We start from the raw sequence: 25,627 nt of genomic DNA, 5'->3' as shown, positions 1-25,627 counted from the left end.
GCTTGGCTCACACTTACTGAGCTTCGTTACGGATCAGGAAGTCAAAGGCACTCAACGACGCCTTGGAACCCTCGCCCATTGAAATCACAATCTGCTTGTAAGGCACCGTGGTGGCGTCACCGGCCGCAAATACACCCGGAATCGAGGTTTCATTGCGCTCGTTGATGACAACCTCGCCGTGCTGGCTTAACTCGATGTCGCCTTTCAGCCACTCGGTGTTCGGCACCAGACCAATCTGAACAAACACACCTTCCAATTCTACGTGGTGCTCATCACCGGTCGTGCGGTCTTTGTAGTTCAGGCCGCTGACCTTGCCGTTTTCACCCACGATTTCAGTGGTCTGTCCGGAAGTAATGATGTCCACGTTGCCCAGGCTGCGCAGTTTCTTCTGCAGCACTTCGTCGGCGCGCATCTGCTCGCCAAACTCGATCAAAGTGACGTGGCCGACAATACCCGCCAAATCAATGGCTGCTTCTACGCCGGAGTTACCGCCACCGATCACCGCCACGCGCTTACCTTTGAACAAGGGGCCGTCACAGTGCGGGCAGTAAGCCACGCCTTTGTTCCGGTACTCTTCCTCACCCGGTACGCCCATCTGGCGCCAGCGGGCACCGGTAGACAGAATCACCGTCCGGGATTTCAAAGAGGCGCCGTTCGCCAGACGCACTTCGTGCAAACCGCCTTTGCTCTGAGCCGGAATCAACTTCTCGGCACGCTGCAGGTTCATCACGTCTACGTCGTATTCGTTCACGTGCTGCTCCATGGCAGACACAAGCTTCGGCCCTTCGGTGTAAGGCACAGAGATCAGGTTTTCAATCGACATAGTGTCGCCCACCTGACCGCCAAAGCGCTCAGCCGCCAGGCCCGTAGAAATGCCTTTACGAGCAGCGTAAATCGCTGCGGCGGAGCCTGCCGGGCCACCTCCGATGACTAATACGTCAAAGGCGTCTTTCTGGTTCAGCTTTTCCGCTTCCTTCGCACCGGCGTTGGTGTCCAGCTTGGCAACAATTTCTTCCAGCGTCATCCGGCCCTGGCCCCACGGCTGACCGTTCAGGTACACACTGGGCACTGCCATCACTTCGCGCTGCTCGACTTCGTCCTGGAACAGGGCGCCGTCAATGGAGGTGTGCTTGATGCTCGGGTTCAGCACACTGATCAGGTTCAGAGCCTGCACGACGTCTGGGCAGTTCTGGCAAGACAAGGAGAAGTAGGTTTCGAACTCGAACTCACCGTCCAGTTCCTGAATCTGTTCAATCAGATCCTGAGACGCTTTGGACGGGTGACCACCCACCTGCAGCAGCGCCAGCACCAACGAGGTGAACTCGTGTCCCATCGGGATACCGGCAAAACTAACACCGACATCCGTACCCACTCGATTGATCGAGAACGATGGGCGGCGCACATCTGCAGACTCTTCATCCCGAAGGCTGATTTTGTCTGACATGCCGGCCAATTCTTCCAGCAGCTCTTTCAGCTCTTTGGACTTGTCGCTGTCGTCATACGCTGCGACCAGCTCGATCGGCTGTTGCAGCTTGTCCATGTAGGCGTTCAACTGTTGTTTGATATTGGCGTCTAACATAGTGGCTCATCCCCTCAACTCAGGTGAAATCAGATGTCTGCGTAATTAAAGATCGCAAACTGAATATGTCTCTAAGATAAAGACTCGCTATCAAAAGCTCAAATTAATTAGCCGAAACCATTTGATAGCAAATACCTATTCATGGATTTGCCGGCCTCCTTGGCAAAACTCCAAAAAAAAGGCCCGCATGGCGGGCCTTTTCGTTAGCTTTACCTTGCAGGCAAAACTTAGATCTTGCCAACCAGGTCCAAAGACGGAGCCAGAGTAGCTTCACCTTCTTTCCACTTAGCCGGGCAAACTTCGCCAGGATGGTTGCGAACGTACTGAGCGGCTTTCACTTTGCGCATCAGGTCGTCTGCGTCACGGCCGATACCTTCAGCAGTGATTTCCATCGCCTGGATAACACCATCCGGATCGATCAGGAAGGTAGCGCGGTCTGCAAGACCCTGGCCTTCACGCATCACACCGAAGTTGTTGGTGATGGTGCCGTTCTGGTCGCCAACCATGTAGTAGTTGATCTTACCGATGGTTTCAGAGCTGTCGTGCCATGCTTTGTGGGTGAAGTGGGTGTCGGTAGACACAGAGAACACTTCTACGCCCAGCTTCTGCAGCTCTTCGTACTTGTCTGCAACGTCGCCCAGCTCAGTCGGGCAAACGAACGTGAAGTCGGCCGGGTAGAAGAAGAAAATCGACCACTTGCCTTTAACGTCGGCTTCAGAGATTTCTACAAACTCGCCCTGCTTGAATGCAGTTGCGTTAAACGGTTTGATTTCGCTGTTAATAATTCCCATCTCAGAATTTCTCCTGTTGGTACACGTGCGTGTTGATGAATCTACGGAGCCTAGATTAGGCAACGAGACGCTTTTAGTAAAATTGATTATTCAAAAGATCAAGATAGGTTAGCCCTATCTCCAAGCTCAACGTCAGCGTGAAGAGCTATGGTAGGAGTTTCGCAAATATTAGCAATAGGGACAGTAACCACTAGACTTGCCAATCCCCCGGTTACCGGCTTCAGGAGGAGGCTACGGGCCGGCTTCGGGCCTGCCGGCGGTCCGCCAGCCAGCGATCGTAATCCGCCAAGGCCATAGGTTTTCCATACAGATAGCCCTGTACCAAATCACAGCCATTCGCCTGCAGGAATTGCTCGTCGCCGGCCGTCTCCACGCCTTCTGCCACTACGGTCATGCCAAGGTCGTGGGCCATGTTGATGGTTGAGCGCACAATGACCTGGTTGTTGGCCGAACTCTGAATGTGTGACACAAACGATTTATCGATCTTGAGCACCGAAGCTCGCAAGCTCTGCAGGTAGGCCAACGATGAATACCCGGTGCCGTAGTCGTCTATGGCAATGCTGGCGCCGCTGTCAATCAACTCACTGACCATGTCCCGCGCCAAGCCTTCGTTGTCCAGTAGTGCGGTTTCTGTTATTTCACACTCAATGTCGAAATAACCCCTGCTCGAACGCAGCAGATCTTTCAGGCCATCGAAGAACACGCGGTCCAGGAATAAGCGTGGGGAAAGGTTGAGGGCCAAATGTCTCGGGCGAGCGGCCTTCTCCCACTCCGCTTCTTGCTCCAGCAGCGTTTCGACCACCCAGCGGGTTAACGGCACGATTTGCCTCGAGTTCTCAGCGACTTCAATTAACTGAGCCACGGAAATAGACTCGCCGTCAGAAGCCGGCCACCTCAACAGCGCCTCACAGCCGATGGGGCTCAGCGTGTTCAATTCCAGCTTCGGTTGAAACACAAGATCAAACGCGTTGTTCTGAATGTGGGTGCGTATCGCGGGAACCAGCTCCAATCGGTGCAACGCCGCCTGCTGGTCGTTCTCGTTATAACAACGAACCGCAAGCCCTTCCTGTTTTCCCAAACGCATCGCATCGGCGGCCTGGCGCAACATGATTTCGGCCGGCGTGGCCGAACTCTCGTTTGCTGCTTTACCGGCTCTACTATTTTTACCTTGAAAGTCGGCAGCCCCCACCGTTGCAGACACTTCTACCGCAGGGCCATCCACACCCGCCAGCACCAGTGGCCTCTCAAGGTGCTCCAGAAGGCTTTCACAGAATTCGCTTCCACCCGCTGAAAAACGCAGTCCCGGCAGCCACAAGGCAAAACCGTCTCCACCGATTCGTGCACAATATCCCAGGTTGCCAACGAACCGGGTAATGCGGCCCGCAATTGCCGCCAATAACGTATCCCCCGCAGCATGCCCGTAGGTATCGTTGACGTCCCGAAAATAATCAATGTCCAGGCAAACCAAACAGCCTGCCGAATGATTCTGGAGTGTTTCATTGACCCTATCGAAGAATGCAGACCGGTTTAACAGGCCGGTCAACGCGTCATAGCTGGCTCGGTATTCCAGCTCACGCTCACGCTCGACCCGCTCTCTGAGATCCCTCAGAACCACTGTAAATATCGCATCCCCGGAGGTTGCCACCCGGCTCACCGTCGCCTGAGCAGGAATGTGGTGCCCACCCTGCGTCACCAGATAGCTATCGAACGGTTCCTCCGGCAACTCCATCACGCCATGCCGGGCATCCGGCATGATTTCCTCAAGGCTCGCACCTTCCATCTCACTCTCGGAGAGCTCACAGAGGGTCTGGACCGATTGATTTGCTTTGGTTATCCGGCCGCTGCGATCCACGCACAAAATGTAATCATTGGTAGTCGCGACAATACGATTCAGCAGCGCTTCGTTATCGCTCAGGCTGATCTGCAACCACAGCCGTTCGAGGGTAACCGCATCGAGCCGCGCAAGATTCACCGCCACGTACACCAAAGCACTCAACAGGATGGGTTTGAACACATCGAGCAAAAGCTGCGCCTCGAGATAGGCCCAAACGAAGATGCCAGACCAAACACCGATGGCCACAGCCAACATCAACAGGCCTTGTCGCCAATGACAACGAGAAAAAACAACGGCCGCCACGAACAGCGCCAAAGCAAGGATGGCATAGCCGATTAACGGTGGAGGGGAATGCAAACCACCATTGCGAAGGGTTTGCGCGCCCAATGCCTGAATCACTACGCCGGGGAGCACCTGATGAATCGGCGTTGCCAGGGTGTCCCCCAACTCGATGGCGGTTGCCCCTATCAACACATCCCGGCCGCGTAGCACCTCATCTGGCACACGGTCTTGGAGCAAATCGATAAACCGAACATACCGGAAAGACCGGGGAGAAATGGTGTAATCCACCCAGGTTCCGCTGTCTGACTGCTCTGCCAGCGCGCTCCAGGCCCCGCGGAAAAATTCATCCGGCCAACGAAATCCGACGGAAAGATAACGTACCAGACCGTCGCCGGCAGGGTGCATATTCACAGAGACCAATTCCACACTGTCTGCCAACGCCGCTATCGGGCGGCGGATCATCAATGCGGATTCGGCCTGGCTGCGCCGTTGCACAAAGACAGGCAAATAGGTGGGGATGTCTTTCGCAATCGACCGGATTGCCTGCTCCAATTCCCGATCGCCACCAATACTGGAGGGAGAACTGAAATCCACATCGATCATCAGCGAGCGAACACCCGCGCTTTCCAGTTTATGAATGGCACGCGCGTGAACGCCCCGAGGCCACGGCCACTGCCCTATGGCCTCGATGCTGGCGGAATCGATTTCGAGAATCAGCAGATTGCTCGACTGCTCTTTGACCAGATGGCTGATGATGCGGTCCCGCAGCCCGGCTTCCGGGCGCTCCAAAATGCCCTGCCAAAGCAGCATTACGAACACCACCCCAGCTAAAAAGGCGGCCAGCATGACCTTCAGGGCCGAGCGGGATCGACCGAACACGCCGCTCGATTTCGCATTCATAGAATCGGGTTCAGCGGCTCTATCAGGCCATCAATCAATGCACCCTGGTTCTGATCATCGTCGTCATCGTCAAAATCGTCGTCATCAAAATCATCCTCATCGAACTCCGGGTCGTCGAAATCATCCTGATCAAAATCACGGCCATCATCGACCCCGAAGTCTCGATCGTCATCGAGTTCCAGGCCCGCATCGAGATCCAGAACATCATCTACGCCCAAGTCCAGCCCCAGCCCACCGTCTACATCGGCATCAAGCCCCAAATCGAGCCGATCATCCAATCCGATTTCTGCGCCAAGGCCTAGACCTTCATCCCCTGCCGGTTCGACTCCCTGCCCAATCAAATCACCAGTTTCGGACGCCACCTCATCGCCTGTATCACCCGATTCCACTGTTGAACCAGCCCCGAGATCAACCATTTCCTGCAACTGAACATCGAAGCTGGCAGGCTTCTCTGCGCCACTTTCTGTCACCGCAACCGCCCCGGCTGCCGGCTCGGCGCTCGCTGACGAGACGGACTGCTCTGACTGTTGGAACGTTTGGATGCCGGCCTGCATGTCGCCAACCCCTACAACATCACCGGGCGACATCATCTGGGTTTGTTCACTGGCAAGATCGAGCACTTCCAGCGAGCCCTCCGTCAGGGTAACCAGCGAAGACGTATCGGTCGTGACAATCACAAACCGCGTCCCCTTGACCGTAGACACCAAAAAGGGCGTTTCCACACTAAACTCATCCGGCTGACGTTCAATTCGATAAAACACCGTGCCAAACCATTGCTTTATCCGGTTTACCAGCCCATCCGATTCAGCGGTATTGGCTTGTAAAACAACGTGAGACCCGCTTTTCAGCTCGAATTCCGAACCGGCCTGACTGATCAGGCCCGATGCATCGGCCAGGGCCCGGAATTCAACCGGGGCTTCGACAGCCAATCCCGCCTGTACGGGCTTCCACGCCTCGTGTTCATGGGCCCGGTACTGCACCTGGCCGTTAAAAGATTCGACGCGGATAGGCTCTGCGGCCATCGCGAACAGGGTCAGCATCATCAGGGACAAGCCCAGAATGCAGCGATACATCTTGCTTTTGGCTGGGCCAACTAGAATGTCCATTTCTTCTCCCGTTATCTCAGTTCGATACTGCAACGGCTCATAATGTTCTATGCTAGGACTGTTTGTATTAGCGGGGGCTACACAAACCTATTAAAGACCCTGGTCCGCTGGCTGTAAAATTAATGGACACACATAAATTGCGATACATGGCTGTTCACGCGCTTCTGCTTTTCGCCGTACTCTTTATGCCCTCGGCCTATGCTTCTGCTGGAAAACCCGTTCTGGGTGCAGTGGTTTTTGAGGGTGTATCCGCCTTCAGCGCGCCTCAGCTTATCCCCCTGTACGAAAATAACGTGGGCGAATCCATTACCCCACAGCTGAAAACAGGCCTGCACACACGCATTAGCGGATACTACCTTAAGCAAGGCTTTCTTTCCCCAGCTGTAACGATCCGCACACACCCGGACAACGTGCACATTCTGATTGCCGAGATCACCGAGCCCCGTATCGTTGAGGTCCAGATTACTGGTGGGACGGAAGATCTACGAAATGCCGTTCGCGACCGCCTTACCCCCCTGAGGCAACGCGTACCCATTTCCCGCCTTGATATAGAACGCTTCAATCGAACGCTGGAAAAGGCGGTCGGAGTGGGATTAGCCACTACAATTGACGAAACCTCTCCGGGACAACATCGAATTACCTACACCCTGAAACCGGAGATTCATGGCGAACTGACCTACAGCGCCGAAGGCAGCCAGACCCTGGGCAAGCATATGGTCGCCGGCAAACTCCGTGTTACAGGACTGGGCGCAGGGATTCGCGAGATCTACCTCTTTGGGCTTCATACCCTCGAGTCCAGTGGTTACCGCAATCTAGGAGCTGGCTTGTCTTATCATGCGACCGACACAGATACCGTTTATGCCGATGTCAGCAGCTCGCGAGCGGTACCGCGAGATCAACGCACACGTCCCGAACGGGAGTATGAGCGTATCTGGTCCCAGGTACGGTGGCGCCACCGTCTGCTGGATTCCACGTCCTTCACACTCAGCCTGAACAGCAGCCTGATTCTGCGGGATTACACGCGCGAACGGGGCAACGACATCGAGGTGGATGAGAACCTGCGTATGGCCAGTGTGGGCGCGCTCGCCTACGCAAAAAGTACAGGCAATCTGTCAAGATTCGGCGTTTCGGGCCGAGTGGGTGTGGATAACTTTGGCGCAAAGCGCAGCGGTTCTCGCACCAACGATTCTCTGGAACTGGATTTCCAGATTCTCCACGCCTTCTACACCCTTTGGCAGGAATTGCCTGCGGATTTCTCTTTGAAGCTTGACGTGTCTGGCCAATATTCTGGCGACAACCTACCCTACTCTCAACGTTTCTCTATCGGTGGCAGGCACATAGCCCTGGCCTACGAGCCAGGCGAGTTCAGTGGAGATTCCGGGCTGGGCACAAAGCTTGAACTTCGCCGCGGCTTCAGCAGTGAACAATGGATGCCAGGCTCTCGATGGGTGCCCTATGTCTACTTCGGCGTTGCCCGTGCCTTCCAAAACCAGAGTGGTGATCGCGAATCAGGTGCCGCCGCAGGTGCAGGGCTGCGCTTCCTGAATCGTAAGGTATCCGCCTACATCGAAATGGGTAAACCGTTGACCACAGCTTCCGCCTATAAAGACTCAGACCTTCGGTTGACTGGGCGACTTACCACCTACTTCTAATGCATAGCGCAGAAAATCCGCCATTTAATATCCCGGCGCTCAGTTTCTATCGAATTAATGCTGAACCGACGAAGAAAACACATTCATCACCACAATCCCGCTCACGATCAGCGCCATACCCACGATGGCAGGCAGGTCCAGCTTTTGGCCGAACATGGCTACACCCACCACCGAAATCAACACCACTCCGGCGCCGGCCCAAATGGCATAGGCGACACCCACCGGAATGTCGTGCAGCACTAACGACAAAAAGTAAAACGCCATGCCATAACCCAGCACCACGATGATGCTGGGGACCAAATTGGTGAAGCCTTCAGATGACTTCAGGGCAGCCGTGCCGGCCACTTCGGCAATGATGGCCAGGGCGAGGTAAACGTAACTCATAGAAAAACCTTTCAAACAGGGCTCAGGTGTCAGTTGGCGCCATCATGCGGGCTCTATGCGCCTTTTGCCAGTGCCCGAGTGAGATCCGCCGCGGGAATTTCCTTGCAACCGCTGACATTCTGGCCCGCCCACAACGGCGAGAACTCACCACAATTAGCCTGCTCCGCCGCCGCACGTAGAGGCGCCAAAGCCGCCGACGCCAGCGGGAATGCTGGCGCTGCCGGGCTGATTGGCCCGAGTTCGCTCATAATGCGATTCACAATGCCCCGAGCCGGGCGCCCGGAAAACACGTTCGTTAAAGCCGTCACGGCTGCGGCATTGCTTTTGATGGCCGCACGGTGAAGCGCACTGGTGTTGGCTTCCGGGCACAACAGATAAGCGGTCCCCACCTGCACACCCGCGGCCCCTAGTGTCATAGCAGCCGCTACCCCGTTTGCATCTGCTATCCCACCGGCGGCAATCACTGGCACGTTCACGGCCTGAACAATCTGCGGTACAAGCGCAAACGTTCCAAGCTGGCTATTGAGATCTTCTGACAGAAAAATTCCGCGATGACCACCTGCCTCTAAACCCTGCGCAATAATGGCATCGACACCCTGAGCTTCCAGCCAACGGGCCTCTTCGACTGTGGTTGCCGTAGACAGAATTTTTGCGCCCCATGTGCGCACGCGGTCCAGTAAATCTTGCTCTGGCAGGCCGTAATGAAAGCTGACAACGGCCGGTTCAAACTCCGCCAACACATCGGCGGCTTCTACGCCGAAGGGCAATCGCCCCGCTCCTGAGGCCACCTTGCTTTCGTCGATACCAAACTCCCGATAATAAGGCGACAGAGAAGCTTTCCACTTTGCGTCCTGTTCCGCATCGGGTTCGGGTTGGGTATGGCAGAAGAAATTCACGTTGAAGGGCCGGTTCGTCCGAGCCTTGATCGCCGCCAACTCCTTACGCATGGCGTCTACACCGAGCATTCCACACGGAAGCGATCCCAAGCCTCCGGCCTCGGATACCGCAATCGCAAGCTCACTGCCCTGCACCCCCGCCATCGGTGCCTGGATAACGGGCAGTTCGATACCCAACAGTTCCTGAATGCTCATAGACCGCCTCTTTCAATTTGGGATGGAAAAATCACAACGTCGTCACCTTCCTGCCACGGCTGGTATTTGACCATCACCTGCTGAAACACCGGATGCTCCAGCCAAGTGGTCAGCCATTTCTGTAGCTTGGGGTAAGGCAGGCTGTAGAACACATCGCGATCGACGTGGGCAAACTGGCGCACGAACGGCATTACGGCAATATCCGCCATGCTGATGCGTTCTCCCATCAGGAACGTGTTCTGGCCCAGCAAATCCTCCAAAGCCTGCAAAAACGCCTCACCCTCTTGGCGGTATTCCAGCTGGCTTCGCTCAGGATGCCGATCAGCGTATTTATAACGATCCAACCAGTGCTTGAACTCGTTATCGTTGCGTTCGATCAGGGCACTCGCGCTGGCCAGATCGGTGTTGAGCAAGCCGTGTGGGTCGTTTTGCTGCAGCGCCCATTCAAGAATGTCCCGGCTTTCCTCGATCACCCGGCGCTGGCTGCCATTTTCCTCAACCAGTTCCAGCACGGGCACCGTGCCTTTTGGGCTGATGGCCAGCATTTGCGCGGGTTTGTTTTTCAGAACGATTTCCCGCAGCTCAACCTGCAGCCCGGCAAACACCAGACCAAGGCGGGCGCGCATGGCGTAGGGACAGCGGCGGAAAGAGTACAGACGGTGTAGTGAAGTGGTAATAATGTGCTGCCTGAGGAATTGAGTGTGAAAAAAGGGCAGAGGCTCTCGCCTCTGCCCGGTTCATTAGGCGGCCTTGTCACCGTCGCTTTCGACTGCGTGTTCTCGGTGCTCAAGGACGTTGCCTGCGCCTTTGATTTCAATGGTCTTAGGCTTCATGGCCTCTGGGATTTCTTTCACCAGGCTAATAGTCAGCAGACCATTACTCAAATCGGCACCGGTCACTTCCACATGATCCGCAAGATTAAACTTGCGCTCGAAGGCCCGGCTGGCGATGCCCTGATACAGGAACTTGCGGTCGCTTTGATCGTCCTGTTTTTTTCCGCGGACGGTCAGAACACCTCTTTCGACCTCGATGCTAAGCTCGCTGCGATCAAAACCGGCCACCGCTAAGGCAATGGAGTACTGGTTATCGTCCAGCACTTCAATGTCGTAAGGCGGATAACCTGCCGAGCCTTGTTCGCTGCGCAAAGCCGAATCAAGCAGCGACGCCATGCGGTCAAAGCCGACGCTGTTGCGATAAAGTGGGGTGAAATCAATTGTATTCATCACACATCCTCCGTTAGAAGCAATACGAAATAAAAACAATCAATTTGGAGTCATGCTCTCATCGAGACGCCTTTCCCCTACTCCCGAAATAGGGTCGCGCGAGCAATTTTTCAAGCCTCTGTGTTGGCTGCCACTAATGAGGATTCTGCTAAGCTTGATAAAGACCCTTCGGTATCGACCCATGAAACGAGGAATGCGCTATGGAACTCTCAGGTGGATGTCATTGCGGCACCGGATTGTTCTATTCCAATGCCCAGACGCTGCCCGGCCTGATCGATGTTCAAAGCGGTACTTACGATACACCGGAAGCGATTCCAGCGCGGATTCATATTCAGGTTGCAGAGCGAATTAGCTGGATGGAGCGCGCCCACGAACTACCGGCCTTCGAACGCTTTCCGCCCACTGACTAAATGCAATTCGGTCTGGTAGCGGAAAGAATACAAACGCTCAATCGGATGGAGAAACGACTGCTCGCGAGACAAAGTAGTGCCTACCCAAGATGACCATTAAGATACCTCCCAGCACTAAAGCCGAGGATTCAGCCAGGCGAAGGGTAATCGGCTCTTGGGTAACGATGACTCCTCCCACCGCAGCGATGATTGGAACAAACAACTGAACTACCGCCGCCTGAGTCACAGACAACCCTCGTAGCGCAATATACCAGACCGCATACCCCGCACCAGAGGCGATGGCCCCGGACACGGCCGCTAACAGAACACCCTGCCGGGTTAGATCAGCGTGCTGCAACGTGAATATAAGCAGAGCCAGCACAAGCGGCGCGGTTCGCAGGAAATTATAAGCTGTATCTGCAAGCGGCTGCGTTGAAGACCGTCCAACAAGCGTGTACCCGCCCCACGCAATACCCGACACCGTCATAAGAAGAAAACCCGCCAGCGATGGCGTGGTGACGCTCGGAATAATCAAATACACGAAACCTGAGAACGCAACGAATAGCCCCAGCCACTCGGCAACATGGAGCCGGTTCCCCGAGACAATGCCAACGGCAATCATGGTGATCTGGACCGCCGCAAACAGAATTAACGCACCGGTGCCGGTGTCTAGAGAAAGATATCCGTAAGAGAAAGCCAACGCATAGACAAACAATAGACATGCGGCCAACCAACTCCCCCTGGATTGGCTTTTCTTTGGCCTCTTCGTGATCGCAATGACGACCATCAGAACGGCGATTCCTGACAGCAACCTTATGATCGTGAAACTGGCTGCATCAATGGCGTTTCCGCCCAAGGCTAAGCGGCAAAGTACGGAATTTCCCGCAAATGCGAGAAGTGCGAACACGGTGCAAGCACTGATTTTTATCGTATTTTTATCGATCAACACATGCTGCACCGTATGTTCACGTGGGCGCCGTTTGGCGTTCAGAAATTGCTATAACGACTCCATCAAGGCAAACATTCGATCGATCATTGGCTGGGCCAAATGATCTACGCCCGGACGATTAAAGTAGCTGCGCAAACCTGTAAATTGAACTTGAAAAAAACGCGCATACTCCAGCCCCGACACACGGCTGTTCAGCTCTCCACGACTGATTGCTTGTTCAAACAATGTCGTTAAATAGACCTCGAACTCAGCCGATAAATCAGACCCCAAGCTGGAAACCCTGCGTGAAACGACGCTCGCCACAGCTGCGTAGCGGTCAGGTGGAGTGTATCGTTCTGCACCCTGTCATGAGATAAGGGATAGGATCCTAGATAATAAAGGCCTATGCAACCTTGTCTTTAAGCTGATCAAAAGAGCCAACGTTAAACGGATGGCTAGGGGTCCTGTCTTCAGACTGGTCAATGGGTGAGATGAAAAGGCGATAAATTCCAGAACCGAAAATCAGAAGGACGATAGCAATCAGGTAAATGTCCACCGCAATGATGATTTTCGGAATAACGGTATCGTGAATATCACCTGAGCCGAAGAGCGACCCACTCAGCCACCGAATACAGAAAAACTCAACCACACATACGCGACATAACAAACTAATAGCACTCCCCCTTCGGCTCGACTCAATCGCCGTCCTGTATAGAGGAACAAAAGCAGAAATGCCGAAGTTACAAGCATGACCCATTGGTCAAACTGGAGCATTCTTGGAGAGATCGGGAGAGGTTGAAGAAGCGCCGATACGCCGAGAATGCCGAGCAAATTGAAGATATTGCTACCAAGAATATTACCGACAGCCACATCAGCGTGACGCCGAATCGCTGAAATCACCGATATAGATAGCTCAGGTAGAGAAGTACCAACCGCCACTAGCGTTAAGCCAATGACCGCCTCAGGCACCCCGAAGTGCTGTGCTATGCCCGTTGAACCGAGCAAAAAAACTTGTGAACCACCGATTAATAACAACAACCCGAGCAGCGAGGAAACGGCTGCCGACCTAGCCGACTTTGGAATGGCCGTAAGTTCTTCAGATTCCGCCTTGTGCAACTCTCCCGAGGGTGCAGAGCGGAAACGTTCACTCCAATAAGCCCAACCCAGATACGCTATCAAGGCTCCGATTAGCAGAGCTCCGTCCAAGCGCCCCAGTGCACTTCCGCCTGCTAGAACCAGGAACAACACGCTTGCCCCAACAACCGTGACGGCATCTCTTTGCAACGCCAAAGGACTGACGGTTAAAGGCGTAATTAATGCGCATAGCCCGAGTATGAGCAAGATATTGCCAATATTACTCCCTAGCACATTGCCAACTGCGATATCCGGCTGGCCATCAACCGCAGCATTCACGGAAACCACCAATTCAGGTGCTGAGGTTCCAAACCCCACGATCACCAGTCCGCTCAACAACGGTGAAACGCCGAGACGCTGCGCGGAAGCAAGCGCGCCCCGAATCAAGGCTTCACCACCAGCAATGAGCAGCACCAAGCCAATGCAGAAATAACTAATGTTCAATGTCATTGAAGTGCTCGTCAGTGTTTCATATTCTTCCACGCGAATACCGACGCCAAAACAACGATACCGATGGCAGAACCAAGGTATAGCGTTTCGATCGTAGCGCCAATCTCGACAGCCTGCTCAAGGAACAGAATCACCAGGATCAAAACAGCCACTTGGCTTATCGTGATTTTCAAATCTTGTGGCCGGTTTTGCCGGGGACGCCCTCGATCTGCACCGGGCACTCGGGTTCCTGGCTCAGCCAAGGCGACCAGCTCCGCTAATGTGCGCCGCCTGCGGCGTCACGATTGAGCGGCTACGAAATCAATACCGTGCTTATCCAGATTGACCTGACTTTTGGCTCTGAGACGTGCCGGTAAGCGCAGCGTAGGCGCGTCCGACAACAGCCATTGGTTAAGCTGCCTCGAAGTCCAGAGGATGGATTCCATCCAGGTTGACCGTGTTGCGGGCCACCCATAGATCGTACATATCTTGCATCGCCAACCAACTCTCAGGAGAACGCCCAAGAACCTTGGATAGCCGAAGCGACATTTCCGGGCTAATACCACTATCCCCTTTGAGCAGCCTAGACAAAGTGGAAGGTGATACGCCCAGACTGGAAGCCAGCTGACGGGAACTGATACCGAAAGGCTCCAGGTACACCTCCCGAATGAACTCACCTGGATGCGGCGGATTATGCATAGTCATCAGGGATAATCCTCATAATCAAGAATGTAGGCGTTGCCGTCCTGAAATTCGAACGTCATACGCCAATTTCCGTTAACCCGAATCGACCACCGACCCTTGTCTTTCCCCTTCAATGGGTGAAGCCGAAAGCCTGGGATGTCCATGTCGTCCACCTAAGTAGCAGTATCCAAAGCAGTCAACTGCATACGTAGTTTCTTGGCGTGATCCGGCTGGATGCCAGATATGTTGCCAGTCGAGTAGAACCGTTTCAGTCCTTTGTGACGGAATGATTTAATCATGAGGGAATAATAACGCGCTGCGCATCACGCAACAACCAAGCTTAACGCCAGCCAGCATGCGCGCCCACGAAATGGAGCCGAAGGCGCAATGTAGTGGGCGTCGCCGTGCCTGCTTTTGTTAAATTGGCGACAGGCTTTATTTGACACCGTCGAGAAGCCAATTCCCAATAAATCGCACACCGAGCGCACCTAATACGACCAGTCCGAATAGCGTGGGCAAAAACTGTGCAGGATTCATGTCCATATTCCACATCACTGACGCATTTCCGAGCGCGATTATCAGCAGAATGCAACCGACTCCAAACCATGTACCTGTTGTGTTTGAGAAAAACTTGGTCATTACCAACAATGCTACTGCGAAAAGATCAATAAAAAGAGCCCAATCAAGTATTAACTGGCGAACAATTTCCAAGGTTTGCTCCATAGTGGTTGTAAATTTAACGCCGCCAAGCATGCGCGGCTGCGGAATGGAGGCGAAGCCGCAATGAAGTAGACATCGCCGTGACTTGCATTGTTAGGCCGGAATGATGGAGTAAGACCGATGATCTTGAGCCATCTGAATAACTTCAAGATCATTACGGTAGAAAAGCTCCTTCTCTTCGGCGGATAGTTCGCAGCGAATTCCAGCATAGACTCGAGTTGGAAAAACAATCTTCTCGAGTTTGACAAAATGAAGCCCAGATTCGCGAATAACCTCTTCAGCTTCTAAGTCCACCAGAATTCGATATTCTTGCTCGTAAGACCATCCATCGTATTTTCGGAGAGTGGCTTTCACCAGATTATCTCGCCAGTCTTCATCTCTCTGTGCAAGGTTTATCGGTTCCTCTCCATACTCAATTCTGTTTAAGAGATGCGCTGGAATATCAAACTCCCAACAGATACCTCTGTGGTTATCTGCATAGTGCGCCCATTGAACAGGATCATTTAGGTTTTTTGAGAAACACAGAAATCCAGACTTTAAAGTAAAGTGTTCTTTGAATTTTTCAATGTCGTCTCTGGAAGCCCCGTCGAAATTCAGGAAGAGTTCATATGGGTCATTCATGCTATCCAAGGTAGCAACTTTAAGTCGGGACCTCTCAAGGTTGCTTATTGCATATTGCTTTTGCATGAAATGAAAAACTCTCACTTAACCTCCCTCATTGAATGCCTAACGCCCGCCATAAACGGCGCGAGGAACGAGCGTCCGGCGACCGTAGGGAGCGAATTTAATGGCCTTGTTAGAAGGGCTGACTATCGCCTTCACCGCCTACTTCCCTCGAGATTCTCGTGTGTTTCCAGTGTACGGATATCCTCAAGAGAGACCTCAAGACCGTCTTTTTGGCATTCCTGGAAAATCTTTTTCGACCCCAGCGCCCGAACCTCTTCAACCAATTCTTTCTCGGTACGTCCCTCCCGCGCAGGTACAGAAACAGCATAGCTCCAATCGGATAATTGCTGGCTTCCACCGAGCGCGCGAAATTTTTCTTTTCCTTGACTAGTGAATCGTACCGACCACTCTTGCGCTGACGTAATGTGTTCGCTGTTCTCTGACATACTGAGACCTCCTTCTAACGCTCGCCAGCATGCGCGGCTACGGAATGGAGGCGAAGCCGCAATGTAGTAGACGTCGCCGTGCCTGGCCTTGTTATGCGGTTGCCCTCAGTCAAGCACCGCGACCGTGGCTAATCTGCAGTGACTATCGCATCTGCAATTTTGTTCTATCAGTTCGTTGATGCTCTGATTTACCGATAGCTTCTTTCCATCCATTGACTTGCACCACGAACAATCTCGCTGATCCCGGCAGGCAACCACTTCATACTTTTTGAGCCCCATGCTTTTATAGTTCTGAATATTTTCGTCGTGGGACCGGGCAAAATTGGCCTTCATCGCAATAGATGACAAAACACTCTTGGGGTCATTTTGAGATCGACCCTTTTCATTTAAAACAGCAAGTAACTCATGGGTGATTTGTAAGCGAGGGTTTATTCCCAGCTCCTTTTTTTCATCTGCTGAGAGTTTGTTTCCCGTCTTGTTCAGATTGATCTCATTGCTGAGATGCTGGAGTACGACCTCTATCTGATCTTTGCGAATCAGATCGGTTTTCTCAACTTCTCGCAATAGATACTGGTCCGGGCCTTTCTGCTGACCCGAAATTTCCTTTGCGGGAGCTTTGCCGAAATATTTCCGGATGAAAGTTAGCATCTTTGCTCCTCTATTCTCGCATAACGAGGCTGTAGAAAAACCCAAAAATGAGCGAGCATTCCACCGCCTACGATCTCGTTTGTTTTAGCCGGCCAGTTCGCCCAGCAATTTCCAGTTTCCGGATTGATTGCCCGCTATAGACCTCAATCCCGCTATTTCAGTGTTCAGGCGCTCTTAGCCTTGTGCGCAAGGGCATTTCTGGGCGCATTGCCTCCCCCCGTTCACGCAGCCATCCGCCCATAATTCACCAGTTTCTCAATATTGTGCACCAGGCAATACAGTTGCCATTGCCCCTGCACTTTTCGCTTTCCACGCAGGCTAAAACGGTTCAGGCGTTTGGTTGTGCCAATGTTGCCGAACACCGGTTCCACCACCGACGTGCGGTGGCTGTAGATTTCTTTGCCTTGCGGGCTATCTACCCGATGCTTCATCCAATCCGTGTAGTTCGGGAGCCGTTTATTTTCGATGGTAAAAGAGACTTGTCGGCCAGACCCTTTGCGGTGGTTGGCTGACGCCGGATTCTGCATGCATCGGTGTTTCTTTGGGCAGTGCCGGCACTGGAGCAGACGACCTTCGAATTGAACCCGGGTTTTTCCGTTCTCGGTTTCCCGTGCGCCTTGGTAACTGATGGCGTTGCCAGCCGGACAGATGCAAGTGAGGCTCACCGGATCGAACTGAAATTCGCTAGCCGGAATGATGTTTTTCCAACCGGTTTTGGGCAAATTCTGGTGCCGTTTTCCGTATTTGTCTTTCTGGTTCTGGAACTTAGGATCCCTGCTGCGGAAGCGATTGTCCGGGATGTAACCGTTGATCTGTCGTTCGTGCAGGTATTTCATGTTGGCTTCGTTGGCGAAGCCGGTGTCCGCCGTAACGACAGTACCTTGCTGGTAGATATTGTCGGCAATACCCAACTTCTTGAAGCGAGCTTCGACCGTTTCCAGTACGGGTTGCAGCGTGTGGTGTTCCTGCCCTTCCCCGAAGGCTTGGGCATCAACGATGACCTGGTGTTTCTTGTCCACCGTGGCCACCCCGTTATAGCCCTGGATCGTGCCTTTGCTGGTGGTCATCTTGGCACTTTCGTTATCGGTGAGGTTGCTCTTCACTTCCTTGCGCCGTTTCCCTTGGCCCATCCTTGGGCTGCTCGTCTTTAGGAATCGGTCTACTTTGGTCATCGCTTCGTCTAGCGATAGGATGGTTTTCGCACGGCGAATATCCCTATCCAGTTCGGCTTCGGTTTCCGCCTCATCCCGTTGGTGGTGTTCACGCAGATGATGGCGAATCAGCCGCTTCAGCTTGTCTCGTTTTTCACCCAACTCTTTAAAGGTGCCCGACCATTCTTTGGCGGCGTTCGACGACATTTTGCAGCCGTCGATGGCAAACAGTTCGTTGCCCAGCAAGCCTTGTTCGTGACACACCAGCAACACCTGTTCGAACAACTCTTCGATTTCCTCAGCGTGGCTGCTAACGAACTTGGCCAAGGTAGTGAAGTGCGGAACGGTGTCGCAGGACAGTGCTTTAAATATAATGTTGGTTTCGCAGCACCACTGGATTTCACGGCTGGAAGTGATGCCTTTGGAATAAGCGAACAGGATGATCTTCAGAAGAATGGCCGGATCGTAGGCCATGCGGCCGGTGTCGTCGTTGCGGTATTTGGGATGAAACACCGACAGATCCAACTTGTGCTCAATCAGATAATGAACGGCGTGTTCAAAGGTGCCCGGCTGGAGCTGCTCCTGGTAATTGATCACGACCATCGCATCCTGGTCGTAGTTGTAGTGCTTGAAACGAGGCATCCCGACGACTCCTTGTCTGTTTGCTCAATGCTACCAAAACCAGTCCGGTTTAGGGTTTTTCTACAGCCTCAACGCTTGCAGCATGCGCGCCCATGGAATGGAGCCGAAGGCGCAATGTAATGGGCGTCGCCGTGCCTGCACTGGTTAGCACTACATATCACGCCTAATGCTCTCAAGTGACGTGACCCTTGACAAGAGAACCTTAACCTCAGATGAAGGGAAATCATCAAGCTCGGCCTGAATAAAATTAATTATATCTGGTATATCTGAGTCCTTTTTAACAAAAATATACTTTACATCATTTGGAGAAAATTTAAGCATACAATTTTGCTTTGTTTTATTATTGTTTTCTTCAAGCTTATCTTCACTCTCGAAACTTGATCGAGACAGGTGATCCAATACGTCTTTATGGTTAGCAATGTATCGCCATTCAGATTCCTGGTGGAACTCTTTTTCTAAGAGCTCTGATGCAACAACCATGTTGCCCTCAACCGGCTTGGTATGGGCCAACAGATGTCGAATTAGTTCGCGGCCCTTTTCGCTGCTGTCTTCCTCTCCCAGCCCAACAATACGAGTAAGCTCTTTATATACAGACGGAATTCTGTTGTTCTGTGAAACATAATGCACAGGATTCAGGCCATTACTCAACGCCCACTCGTTAGTTAGCCCCAACCCAAACTCACCATAAAATTTCACATGTTCATCTACGCGAGAAAGCGGTATATCGCAAAAGCAAACCATTGGATAAGCAATAAAGTCATATTTCTTTAACCCCAGCCAACTTACATCCTCTAAACAATATCTCGGCCAGAATCCATTTTTTAAAACTAGCTTCAGCGTTTCGCTACTTTTTGTGAAGTGAAAAAGAGTGTGTGATTTAGGGTTCAATCTTGTCTCCAATTTCAGCTTATGCGTGCTAACGCTTGCAGCATGCGCGCCCACGGAATGGAGCCGAAGGCGCAATGTAGTGGGCGTCGCCGTGCCTGCACTGGTTAGGCATCAGATTACCCCTTGTTCGATAGCCCACATCCACGCTTGAGACAAGATCCCTGCTATACCCACAAAGACGATTGCCCAGGTTAATCGATTACCTACCTTGGCCGTTTTTATCTGATCTTGGTGGCGCTGAACGTTCAGTTCGAATTCCGAGAGGGTAACCAGAGCTTTACCGGTCACGACATAGTTCGTACCTTTCTTAGTCAACTCTCCGGAATCCACAAATGAATCAAGGACAAGTTCAAGGTGGGCTTTGTGCTTATCCTTATCTGGATGATAAAGCCACTTACGCGAATATTTCTGCACTGCCAGCATAAGCGGATATATCTCATCTCGTGGGTTATCGATTTTACGTTCTACGAGATGACGAAGAAGTTCCATTCTTTCTTCGCGAACCAGGCGCTTTTTGTTGTATAAGGACTGGCTTACCCGGTCTCGTAACTTAACAATTTTGTGCCAACGGGCAAGATCCATCAGTAGAAATTTACCGGGGTCGGTATAGTCGAACTGGTACCCTTGGTAATAGTGCTCTATTCTCAGATCAAATTTTGCTGGGTCAATATCGTCTTCTGAAAGGGTTTTCTCCCTCCCGGACTGCTCACCTTTCCAAACCAACGCCTCGTATCCGGCCTTTTTACGTTTCCGGATCAATATGCGTGTGTTTGACTCAGTATCCTCCAGTTTGACCGAGTAGAAGTCGTTATCCATTGCCCCCGGCGAGCTGAGCGTTATCCGCTCAGGGGCCGGCTTCTCCAAGGCCTTGTTCAGAGCACGAAAGAACAAATTACTCTCCTTGCCTAACGCCCGCAGCATGCGCGGCTTTGGAATGAAGGCGAAGCCGCAATGGAAAAGCCGTCGCCGTGCCTGCGATGGTTAGGCATCACAGTCTTCCCCAAGTTCTCGTCGTAGCTTCACGAGGTTCAGTCTTGCAATTTCATCTTGCACAGGCTGGACTTCGGTGTGCCATTTCTTAAATCCATACCAGACCATGAAGCTTCCGGCAGCGATGATCACCGAAAGACATATCATGAAGGTTTTCTTATTAAGCCCTGCAATTTCGAGCTTCCTTTCCAGTACCGTAAATCGAGCCTCATCTGCCACGGAGCGCATCGGGTCAGCTTTTAACGTTTCGTATTCCACCGCCACCTCGAAAGCCAAATCGTTGGTTGACTGGTTCACGTAAAGCATTGCACCGATTGAGAAAATAATCAGCAGAAGGCCGAACAACGCATAGAACTTGTAAATGTTATCCGTCGGCAATGGAACACGGTTTTCCATTAAGATTCCTAAGGTTTAGTACTTGCCTAACAGCAACTAGACAGGCCGCTTCGCGATTGCAGAAATCTGACTGCTTCGATATTCCGCTTTCTACTCAATTGGGCGAATCGGCCATTAATATTTAAAACAACAGGTTATCTCACCTCGCACTCTGTTTCCATGTAATCGTTTGACATCTGTGATTTACGCCACCAATAATACTGTATAAAAACACAGCAATGGCAAGGAGCCACCGCTATGCAGAAAAACGAACCTCGGCTAAGAGATCAAGTCCGTGCCGTTATCAGAGTGAATCGCTACAGTATTCGTACAGAAAAATCCTACTGGTACTGGATTCGGTTTTTTATTCGTTTTCAAAACATGAAACACCCGCACGAAATGGGTGCGCCAGAAGTGAATGAGTTTCTCACCTGGCTTGCCGTTCGTCGCAATGTGGCAGCGGCAACTCAGGCCCAGGCACTGAATGCGCTGGTATTCCTGTATGACAAAGTACTGGACAAACCAATGGGCGATATCGGCGAGGTTATCCGGTCGAAAAAACCACGTAAATTGCCGGTAGTTCTCACCCATGATGAAGCCATGGCCATCATAAATCGGCTGGGGGAAACAGATCGCCTGATTGCTTCCCTGCTATACGGTGCAGGCCTGCGAATTACGGAGGCCTGCCGGTTACGTATTAAAGATCTCGATTTTCAACAACAGGTCGTCACAGTTCGAGACGGCAAAGGCGCCAAAGACCGAACAACCCTGTTACCCGCCCCTTTGCTGGCTCCGCTGCAATGTCATATCGATACCATTCGAAAAGCCTGGCGGGAGCAGGACAAAGCGTTTCTTCATCCTGTCAGCCTTCCGTTCGCACTCGCCCGAAAATACCCGAATGCAGGTCGGACTCTGGAATGGCAATGGCTTTTTCCGTCACCATCGATTAGCACTGATAATCTTGGCAACGTGGTTCGTCACCATAGGCATATTACCTCTGTTCAAAAGGCCGTACGCAATGCCGTCAAACAAACTGGCATTGGCAAGCAGGCGGGTTGTCATACGTTCAGGCACACGTTTGCAACCGAGCTATTGAAACGCGGAACCGATATTCGCACCGTTCAGGATCTGCTCGGCCACTCGGATCTGCGAACGACCCAGATCTATACGCACGTTCTTGGTCAGGGCTTTGCCGGGGTTCGCAGTCCGCTCGGATAGCATGTCAGCTTTCTGCCTTTTGCAGCGCACGCCCTAGCATCTGGAAGTAGGCAAAAAATGCCTGATTCACCCGCTCCCGCTGTTCCCCCTGTGGATAAAGGCCCAGTTTCGCGTCTTCGCTTTCTTTGGTGCCTTTCACCAGAAAGGCATTTTTTACCGCCGCATCCTGAACGAAGGCTTCAAAGGCTCTGGCGCAGAGTTCTTCGGGTTGGCTGTAATAATGCACGCCAGCGGCCTTGTCGGCTTTTGCCGACACCCTGAACAGGGTACTGGGGTGGTTGCCCTGCTCGTCCAGCAGGATGGCTTTGAAGCAGGCTTCAAGCCGCTGGTTCAGCGGGTGCGGGATGGCGTCTTGCCGGTGCAGCCATTGGCGGGACGCAAACTGGCCCCCGGGTACACGGGTGAACAGCTTGTTGCTGATGTAGTGGTCGAATGCATGAAACCATTCATGGGCTATGCTACCGGGGCCCGCATTTTTGGCCAGGGCGAAACTGCGGGTTGCGGGGGTATAGTGGGCAGACACCCCCGGGCGGCCGCCGATACCATATTGCAGGGCCAGGGTGCCACGCAGCGAGATCAGGCTTTCGGTGCCACCGAGAATGATCATCAGGTCGCACAGGGCGTCGTAGAAAAGGCCCGCACTGCGCTGCTTTTCCGGCTCGGTTACCCAGCGGCCGATTTCCACACTGCGGAACTGGAAACGGCGGCGCACGTCCAAAAACCCGACGCGGGCCCCGGCTCTGTGGTCCGGGCCGCGCCGATAAAAGTCTTTTTGCATGGAGCTATGATAAGGAGGCCGTAGCCCGGATGCCACTGCAGGCAACACGGCACTTTGGTACTGGCTCCCAAGGCGCGGGGCAATCCTCCCTTATGTTGATTCACTTGCTGGCAGGGGCCGGGTAACTTGCCAGTGTCGGTCGGTTTTTATAACCGGTGAGCCATTGCAACTGCGCCGTCACACAGAAGTTTTTTGCCGTTGCCAACCATAAGGAAACATCATGAGTGATCTGACAACCCTACGGGACATTGTTGGCCTGGGGAATCAGGCCAGCCCGATCAGCGATTCCGCGCTGGTGATTATCGATGCCCAGAACACCTACCGCGAAGGTATTATGAAACTGGACGGCGTGGAGCCCGCACTGCAGGAGTGCAAGGCACTGCTGGAGCGCTTCCGGGCGGCGGGTCGGCCGGTATTCCACATTCAGCACGATGCCGGTGCCGGTTCACCCTACGACCTCACGGCACCGATTGGACAGATCGCCGATGTGGTTGCCCCGATGGATGGCGAGCCGGTGATCACCAAAAATTTCCCGAATTCCTTCACCCAGACAAACCTGAATGACCAACTGAAAGCCGCGGGCGTGCAGAATCTGATTCTGGCGGGCTTTATGTCCCATATGTGCGTGAACTCCACCGCTCGGGGCGCCTTCTCGCTGGGCTACAACCCCACGGTGGTTGCCGCAGCCACCGCTACCCGTTCCTTGCCGTCCCGGGCGTCTGGCAAAGCCGTGCCCTCAGAGCAGGTGCAGGAAGCCGCGTTGGCTGCGCTGTCGGATCTGCCCTCGGCCGTGGTGCCGTCGGTAGCTGACGTACCAGACTGAACACCATCGAGATACCTCATCGTCTACAGGATGGTGGGGTATCCGTCAATTCGTTATCTTCCTATCATACGTTCATCAACTTAGTGCTACCCTCATTAAAGCTGCGATAAGGCCAGCCCGGCCATGACCCAGGATTGATGATGAGAGGTAACTGCATGCTTCGAGGTTCTATTGCCATTGCTCTGGGAGCATCACTGCTGGTTGGTTGTTCAGCATTCAGCCCTTCCTCGGCGGATAATACCGGCGCAAATTCCACCACCAGCACCTACTGGGTGAACAGCCTGAATGCCAGGTGCGTGGGCGTCGGCCCCATGCAATGTCTGCAGGTGCAGAAGGGCGAGGAGCTGTCTGCCGGTAACTGGCAGCTGTTCTACGCGCCCATTCACGGCTTTGAGTACGTACCGGGCTATATCTACAAGCTGAGGGTGAAGGAAACGCAGCTGCCCGCACATCAGGTGCCTGCGGATAAGTCATCCATTGCCTACGAACTGGTTGAAGTTCTGGACAAACAAGCCGACAGCCGGTTGCGGCTGCACGATATCTGGGTGCTCGAAGCCATTGAGGGCGAACCGCTTGCACTAACCAGCGAGCGCCAGCGGCCGCGCCTGGAATTCAACCTCACGGAAATGCGTTTCACCGGCACCGATGGCTGCAATAACGTCTTTGGCAACCTGCACGCCGTCACCCCAGACACGCTGTCGCTCGGCCCGATCGCGGCCACCATGATGGCCTGCACCGATATGGCCACTGCAGACCGGTTCCGGCAGCGGCTGGGCAAGGTTGAGGGGTATGTGCTTGAGGGCCTGAAACTGCACCTGAAAAATGCCAGTGGCAAGACTCTGCTGTCGTTCCAGAAAACGGATTAGGCTCCGGAAAATTATGAATATCAGATCCCTTGAAACCTTCTATTGGATAGCCAAGCTGGGTAGTTTTCGGGCCACCGGTGAAAAGCTGTACGCCTCCCAGCCGACCATATCTGCACGTATTTCCGGCCTGGAGGACGAGCTCGGCGTTAAACTGTTTGACCGATCCGGGCGCAGTGCAGTGCTGACAACCAAAGGCCGGGAGCTGCTGGTTTACGCCGAAAAAATTCTTGAACTTCATCAGGAACTTCTGGAGAAAGTCGCCGACCCGGACTCCATCCATGGCACCATACGATTAGGCGTTGCAGAAACCATTGCCTATACTTGGCTGCCCAGGCTGATCGAAAGGATCAATGAAACCTATCCCGCCATCAATCTCGAACTCGATGTGGATATTTCCGTTAGTCTTGCCGAAAAACTCATCCGGCGAGAAATCGACATTGCGTTTCTGATCGGTGAGGTACGGCATGAGGACTTTGTCACCAAACCATTCTGCAGCTATTCCCTCACCTGGGTGGCCAGTGAAAAGCTGTTGCTGCACGAAAAACCTCTGAGCGTCTCTGCTCTGGCCCAGGTGCCTATCATCACCTACCCACGAATGAGCGAACCACACATTTACATTCGCTCGCTGATCAATCCTGTGAGTCGCTCGATCCAGATCCACTCAAGCTCCTCACTCTCAACCATCATTCGAATGACGGTCGATGGTGTTGGTGTCAGTGCGCTACCCAGTGAGATTGTTACCAGCGAGCTTGAGTCCGGAAAACTTCGAGAACTGCAGGTAGAGGCAAATGTACCTGATCTTGTGTTCAACGTCGCTTATACCACAGCACCTGGCGGCTACATTGTTCGTGCAATCGCCGATCTAGCGCTGAATCTGGTGTCATCAGAATCCCGGGAATCACGTTAGCCATACAACTGATCACATTTTTCGATCAGTCTGTATTCTAAATATCAATTGGAATTAATCATTGCTTTTGCCTTAATTTAAGTAGAAACCATTACAAGGCGAA

28 protein-coding genes and 1 pseudogene are annotated in these 25,627 nt (G+C 53.0%); 6 read left to right on the top strand and 23 right to left on the bottom strand.

Annotated features, from left to right (window positions below):
• Positions 1-13 precede the first annotated feature (13 nt).
• From ahpF to JAO79_RS02675, 4 genes are all read right to left on the bottom strand, one after another.
• Positions 14-1,579 carry an alkyl hydroperoxide reductase subunit F gene (gene ahpF / locus JAO79_RS02690; RefSeq protein ID WP_199005608.1) on the bottom strand — a complete coding sequence of 522 codons (1,566 nt, stop codon included), beginning with the start codon at positions 1,577-1,579 and terminating at the stop codon, positions 14-16.
• Between the two features lie 227 nt (positions 1,580-1,806).
• Positions 1,807-2,370 carry an alkyl hydroperoxide reductase subunit C gene (gene ahpC / locus JAO79_RS02685; protein ID WP_199005607.1) on the bottom strand — a complete coding sequence of 188 codons (564 nt, stop codon included), beginning with the start codon at positions 2,368-2,370 and terminating at the stop codon, positions 1,807-1,809.
• Positions 2,371-2,590: 220 nt separating this feature from the next.
• Positions 2,591-5,386 (bottom strand): EAL domain-containing protein, encoded by a 2,796-nt coding sequence (locus JAO79_RS02680; RefSeq protein WP_199005606.1) that lies wholly within the window; start codon positions 5,384-5,386, stop codon positions 2,591-2,593.
• Positions 5,383-6,492, bottom strand: coding sequence for a FecR domain-containing protein (locus JAO79_RS02675; protein ID WP_199005605.1), 1,110 nt, complete (start codon positions 6,490-6,492; stop codon positions 5,383-5,385). The genes JAO79_RS02680 and JAO79_RS02675 overlap by 4 nt, the downstream gene beginning before the upstream one ends.
• 122 nt (positions 6,493-6,614) lie before the next feature.
• On the opposite strand from JAO79_RS02675, the gene JAO79_RS02670 reads away from it, so the two are divergent.
• The gene (locus JAO79_RS02670; protein ID WP_199005604.1) at positions 6,615-8,144 is read left to right on the top strand and encodes a ShlB/FhaC/HecB family hemolysin secretion/activation protein; all 1,530 of its coding nucleotides are present in this window, start codon (positions 6,615-6,617) and stop codon (positions 8,142-8,144) included.
• 54 nt (positions 8,145-8,198) lie between these two features.
• Here JAO79_RS02670 and JAO79_RS02665 read toward each other — a convergent pair whose 3' ends face one another.
• From JAO79_RS02665 to JAO79_RS02650, 4 genes are all read right to left on the bottom strand, one after another.
• Complete coding sequence (locus tag JAO79_RS02665; protein ID WP_199005603.1) at positions 8,199-8,528, bottom strand: DMT family transporter; 330 nt, start codon at positions 8,526-8,528, stop codon at positions 8,199-8,201.
• Positions 8,529-8,581: 53 nt separating this feature from the next.
• Positions 8,582-9,619, bottom strand: coding sequence for an NAD(P)H-dependent flavin oxidoreductase (locus JAO79_RS02660; RefSeq protein ID WP_199005602.1), 1,038 nt, complete (start codon positions 9,617-9,619; stop codon positions 8,582-8,584).
• Positions 9,616-10,275: a glutathione S-transferase gene (locus JAO79_RS02655; RefSeq protein ID WP_227664394.1), complete on the bottom strand. Its 660-nt coding sequence runs from the start codon at positions 10,273-10,275 to the stop codon at positions 9,616-9,618. Before JAO79_RS02655 ends, JAO79_RS02660 begins: the two co-directional genes overlap by 4 nt.
• Before the next feature lie 84 nt (positions 10,276-10,359).
• Positions 10,360-10,842 (bottom strand): Hsp20 family protein, encoded by a 483-nt coding sequence (locus JAO79_RS02650; RefSeq protein ID WP_114335171.1) that lies wholly within the window; start codon positions 10,840-10,842, stop codon positions 10,360-10,362.
• Between the two features lie 200 nt (positions 10,843-11,042).
• On the opposite strand from JAO79_RS02650, the gene JAO79_RS02645 reads away from it, so the two are divergent.
• Positions 11,043-11,252 carry a hypothetical protein gene (locus JAO79_RS02645; protein WP_199005600.1) on the top strand — a complete coding sequence of 70 codons (210 nt, stop codon included), beginning with the start codon at positions 11,043-11,045 and terminating at the stop codon, positions 11,250-11,252.
• Positions 11,253-11,289: 37 nt separating this feature from the next.
• On the opposite strand, the gene JAO79_RS02640 is transcribed toward JAO79_RS02645, so the two are convergent.
• From JAO79_RS02640 to JAO79_RS02575, 14 genes and pseudogenes are all read right to left on the bottom strand, one after another.
• Entirely contained in the window at positions 11,290-12,180 is an 891-nt protein-coding gene (locus JAO79_RS02640) for a DMT family transporter (protein ID WP_320158930.1), read from the bottom strand.
• A 382-nt stretch (positions 12,181-12,562) separates the two neighbouring features.
• Complete coding sequence (locus tag JAO79_RS02635; protein WP_320158929.1) at positions 12,563-12,808, bottom strand: YqhA family protein; 246 nt, start codon at positions 12,806-12,808, stop codon at positions 12,563-12,565.
• A complete protein-coding gene (locus JAO79_RS02630; RefSeq protein ID WP_320158928.1) occupies positions 12,778-13,776 on the bottom strand; it encodes a calcium/sodium antiporter in 999 nt (332 codons plus the stop codon). The genes JAO79_RS02635 and JAO79_RS02630 overlap by 31 nt, the downstream gene beginning before the upstream one ends.
• Positions 13,755-13,895, bottom strand: coding sequence for a hypothetical protein (locus JAO79_RS02625; protein ID WP_199006658.1), 141 nt, complete (start codon positions 13,893-13,895; stop codon positions 13,755-13,757). The genes JAO79_RS02630 and JAO79_RS02625 overlap by 22 nt, the downstream gene beginning before the upstream one ends.
• 238 nt (positions 13,896-14,133) lie before the next feature.
• A complete protein-coding gene (locus JAO79_RS02620; RefSeq protein WP_199005599.1) occupies positions 14,134-14,427 on the bottom strand; it encodes a HigA family addiction module antitoxin in 294 nt (97 codons plus the stop codon).
• A pseudogene (locus JAO79_RS02615) lies at positions 14,427-14,705 on the bottom strand (type II toxin-antitoxin system RelE/ParE family toxin). The gene JAO79_RS02620 and the pseudogene JAO79_RS02615 overlap by 1 nt, the downstream one beginning before the upstream one ends.
• Positions 14,706-14,841: 136 nt before the next feature.
• Positions 14,842-15,159, bottom strand: a complete 318-nt coding sequence (locus JAO79_RS02610; RefSeq protein WP_199005598.1) for a hypothetical protein — start codon at positions 15,157-15,159, stop codon at positions 14,842-14,844.
• Positions 15,160-15,219: 60 nt separating this feature from the next.
• Positions 15,220-15,813, bottom strand: a complete 594-nt coding sequence (locus JAO79_RS02605) for a DUF2971 domain-containing protein (RefSeq protein WP_199005597.1) — start codon at positions 15,811-15,813, stop codon at positions 15,220-15,222.
• 131 nt (positions 15,814-15,944) lie between these two features.
• Positions 15,945-16,238, bottom strand: coding sequence for a hypothetical protein (locus JAO79_RS02600; RefSeq protein WP_199005596.1), 294 nt, complete (start codon positions 16,236-16,238; stop codon positions 15,945-15,947).
• Positions 16,239-16,343: 105 nt separating this feature from the next.
• A complete protein-coding gene (locus JAO79_RS02595; protein ID WP_199005595.1) occupies positions 16,344-16,886 on the bottom strand; it encodes a hypothetical protein in 543 nt (180 codons plus the stop codon).
• Positions 16,887-17,107: 221 nt separating this feature from the next.
• Entirely contained in the window at positions 17,108-18,679 is a 1,572-nt protein-coding gene (locus JAO79_RS02590) for an IS1182 family transposase (protein ID WP_199005594.1), read from the bottom strand.
• A 150-nt stretch (positions 18,680-18,829) separates the two neighbouring features.
• Entirely contained in the window at positions 18,830-19,567 is a 738-nt protein-coding gene (locus JAO79_RS02585; RefSeq protein WP_199005593.1) for an abortive infection system antitoxin AbiGi family protein, read from the bottom strand.
• Positions 19,568-19,678: 111 nt separating this feature from the next.
• A complete protein-coding gene (locus JAO79_RS02580; RefSeq protein WP_199005592.1) occupies positions 19,679-20,458 on the bottom strand; it encodes a hypothetical protein in 780 nt (259 codons plus the stop codon).
• 90 nt (positions 20,459-20,548) lie between these two features.
• Complete coding sequence (locus JAO79_RS02575) at positions 20,549-20,953, bottom strand: hypothetical protein (protein ID WP_199005591.1); 405 nt, start codon at positions 20,951-20,953, stop codon at positions 20,549-20,551.
• 237 nt (positions 20,954-21,190) lie between these two features.
• Between JAO79_RS02575 and JAO79_RS02570 the strand changes: the two genes are divergently transcribed.
• Positions 21,191-22,150 carry an integron integrase gene (locus JAO79_RS02570; protein ID WP_199005590.1) on the top strand — a complete coding sequence of 320 codons (960 nt, stop codon included), beginning with the start codon at positions 21,191-21,193 and terminating at the stop codon, positions 22,148-22,150.
• Between the two features lie 4 nt (positions 22,151-22,154).
• Here the strand turns inward: JAO79_RS02570 and JAO79_RS02565 are convergent, their stop codons facing one another.
• The gene (locus tag JAO79_RS02565) at positions 22,155-22,928 is read right to left on the bottom strand and encodes a CLCA_X family protein (RefSeq protein ID WP_199005589.1); all 774 of its coding nucleotides are present in this window, start codon (positions 22,926-22,928) and stop codon (positions 22,155-22,157) included.
• Between the two features lie 220 nt (positions 22,929-23,148).
• On the opposite strand from JAO79_RS02565, the gene JAO79_RS02560 reads away from it, so the two are divergent.
• The 3 genes from JAO79_RS02560 (at position 23,149) to JAO79_RS02550 (ending at position 25,524) form a co-directional block, all read left to right on the top strand.
• A complete protein-coding gene (locus JAO79_RS02560; RefSeq protein ID WP_199005588.1) occupies positions 23,149-23,751 on the top strand; it encodes a cysteine hydrolase family protein in 603 nt (200 codons plus the stop codon).
• Between the two features lie 155 nt (positions 23,752-23,906).
• On the top strand, positions 23,907-24,617 hold the full coding sequence (locus JAO79_RS02555) for a DUF4377 domain-containing protein (protein WP_199005587.1): 711 nt from the start codon (positions 23,907-23,909) through the stop codon (positions 24,615-24,617).
• Positions 24,618-24,630: 13 nt separating this feature from the next.
• Positions 24,631-25,524 (top strand): LysR family transcriptional regulator, encoded by an 894-nt coding sequence (locus tag JAO79_RS02550; protein WP_199005586.1) that lies wholly within the window; start codon positions 24,631-24,633, stop codon positions 25,522-25,524.
• Positions 25,525-25,627: the final 103 nt, after the last annotated feature.

It is taken from the genome of Marinobacter litoralis (genome assembly GCF_016427555.1).
Lineage (GTDB): Bacteria > Pseudomonadota > Gammaproteobacteria > Pseudomonadales > Oleiphilaceae > Marinobacter > Marinobacter litoralis_A.
Note: the sequence above shows the minus strand (reverse complement) of the source record. Positions and strands in the feature narration are given on the sequence as shown.

Bases quoted from the DNA above. Each gene is read 5' to 3' on its own strand.
- ahpF (WP_199005608.1), bottom strand. From the start codon at position 1,579: ATGTTAGACGCCAATATCAAACAACAGTTGAACGCCTACATGGACAAG.
- ahpC (WP_199005607.1), bottom strand. From the start codon at position 2,370: ATGGGAATTATTAACAGCGAAATCAAACCGTTTAACGCAACTGCATTC.
- JAO79_RS02680 (WP_199005606.1), bottom strand. From the start codon at position 5,386: ATGAATGCGAAATCGAGCGGCGTGTTCGGTCGATCCCGCTCGGCCCTG.
- JAO79_RS02675 (WP_199005605.1), bottom strand. From the start codon at position 6,492: ATGGACATTCTAGTTGGCCCAGCCAAAAGCAAGATGTATCGCTGCATT.
- JAO79_RS02670 (WP_199005604.1), top strand. From the start codon at position 6,615: ATGGACACACATAAATTGCGATACATGGCTGTTCACGCGCTTCTGCTT.
- JAO79_RS02665 (WP_199005603.1), bottom strand. From the start codon at position 8,528: ATGAGTTACGTTTACCTCGCCCTGGCCATCATTGCCGAAGTGGCCGGC.
- JAO79_RS02660 (WP_199005602.1), bottom strand. From the start codon at position 9,619: ATGAGCATTCAGGAACTGTTGGGTATCGAACTGCCCGTTATCCAGGCA.
- JAO79_RS02650 (WP_114335171.1), bottom strand. From the start codon at position 10,842: ATGAATACAATTGATTTCACCCCACTTTATCGCAACAGCGTCGGCTTT.
- JAO79_RS02645 (WP_199005600.1), top strand. From the start codon at position 11,043: ATGGAACTCTCAGGTGGATGTCATTGCGGCACCGGATTGTTCTATTCC.
- JAO79_RS02620 (WP_199005599.1), bottom strand. From the start codon at position 14,427: ATGACTATGCATAATCCGCCGCATCCAGGTGAGTTCATTCGGGAGGTG.
- JAO79_RS02610 (WP_199005598.1), bottom strand. From the start codon at position 15,159: ATGCTTGGCGGCGTTAAATTTACAACCACTATGGAGCAAACCTTGGAA.
- JAO79_RS02605 (WP_199005597.1), bottom strand. From the start codon at position 15,813: ATGCAAAAGCAATATGCAATAAGCAACCTTGAGAGGTCCCGACTTAAA.
- JAO79_RS02600 (WP_199005596.1), bottom strand. From the start codon at position 16,238: ATGTCAGAGAACAGCGAACACATTACGTCAGCGCAAGAGTGGTCGGTA.
- JAO79_RS02595 (WP_199005595.1), bottom strand. From the start codon at position 16,886: ATGCTAACTTTCATCCGGAAATATTTCGGCAAAGCTCCCGCAAAGGAA.
- JAO79_RS02590 (WP_199005594.1), bottom strand. From the start codon at position 18,679: ATGCCTCGTTTCAAGCACTACAACTACGACCAGGATGCGATGGTCGTG.
- JAO79_RS02575 (WP_199005591.1), bottom strand. From the start codon at position 20,953: ATGGAAAACCGTGTTCCATTGCCGACGGATAACATTTACAAGTTCTAT.
- JAO79_RS02570 (WP_199005590.1), top strand. From the start codon at position 21,191: ATGCAGAAAAACGAACCTCGGCTAAGAGATCAAGTCCGTGCCGTTATC.
- JAO79_RS02565 (WP_199005589.1), bottom strand. From the start codon at position 22,928: ATGCAAAAAGACTTTTATCGGCGCGGCCCGGACCACAGAGCCGGGGCC.
- JAO79_RS02560 (WP_199005588.1), top strand. From the start codon at position 23,149: ATGAGTGATCTGACAACCCTACGGGACATTGTTGGCCTGGGGAATCAG.
- JAO79_RS02555 (WP_199005587.1), top strand. From the start codon at position 23,907: ATGCTTCGAGGTTCTATTGCCATTGCTCTGGGAGCATCACTGCTGGTT.
- JAO79_RS02550 (WP_199005586.1), top strand. From the start codon at position 24,631: ATGAATATCAGATCCCTTGAAACCTTCTATTGGATAGCCAAGCTGGGT.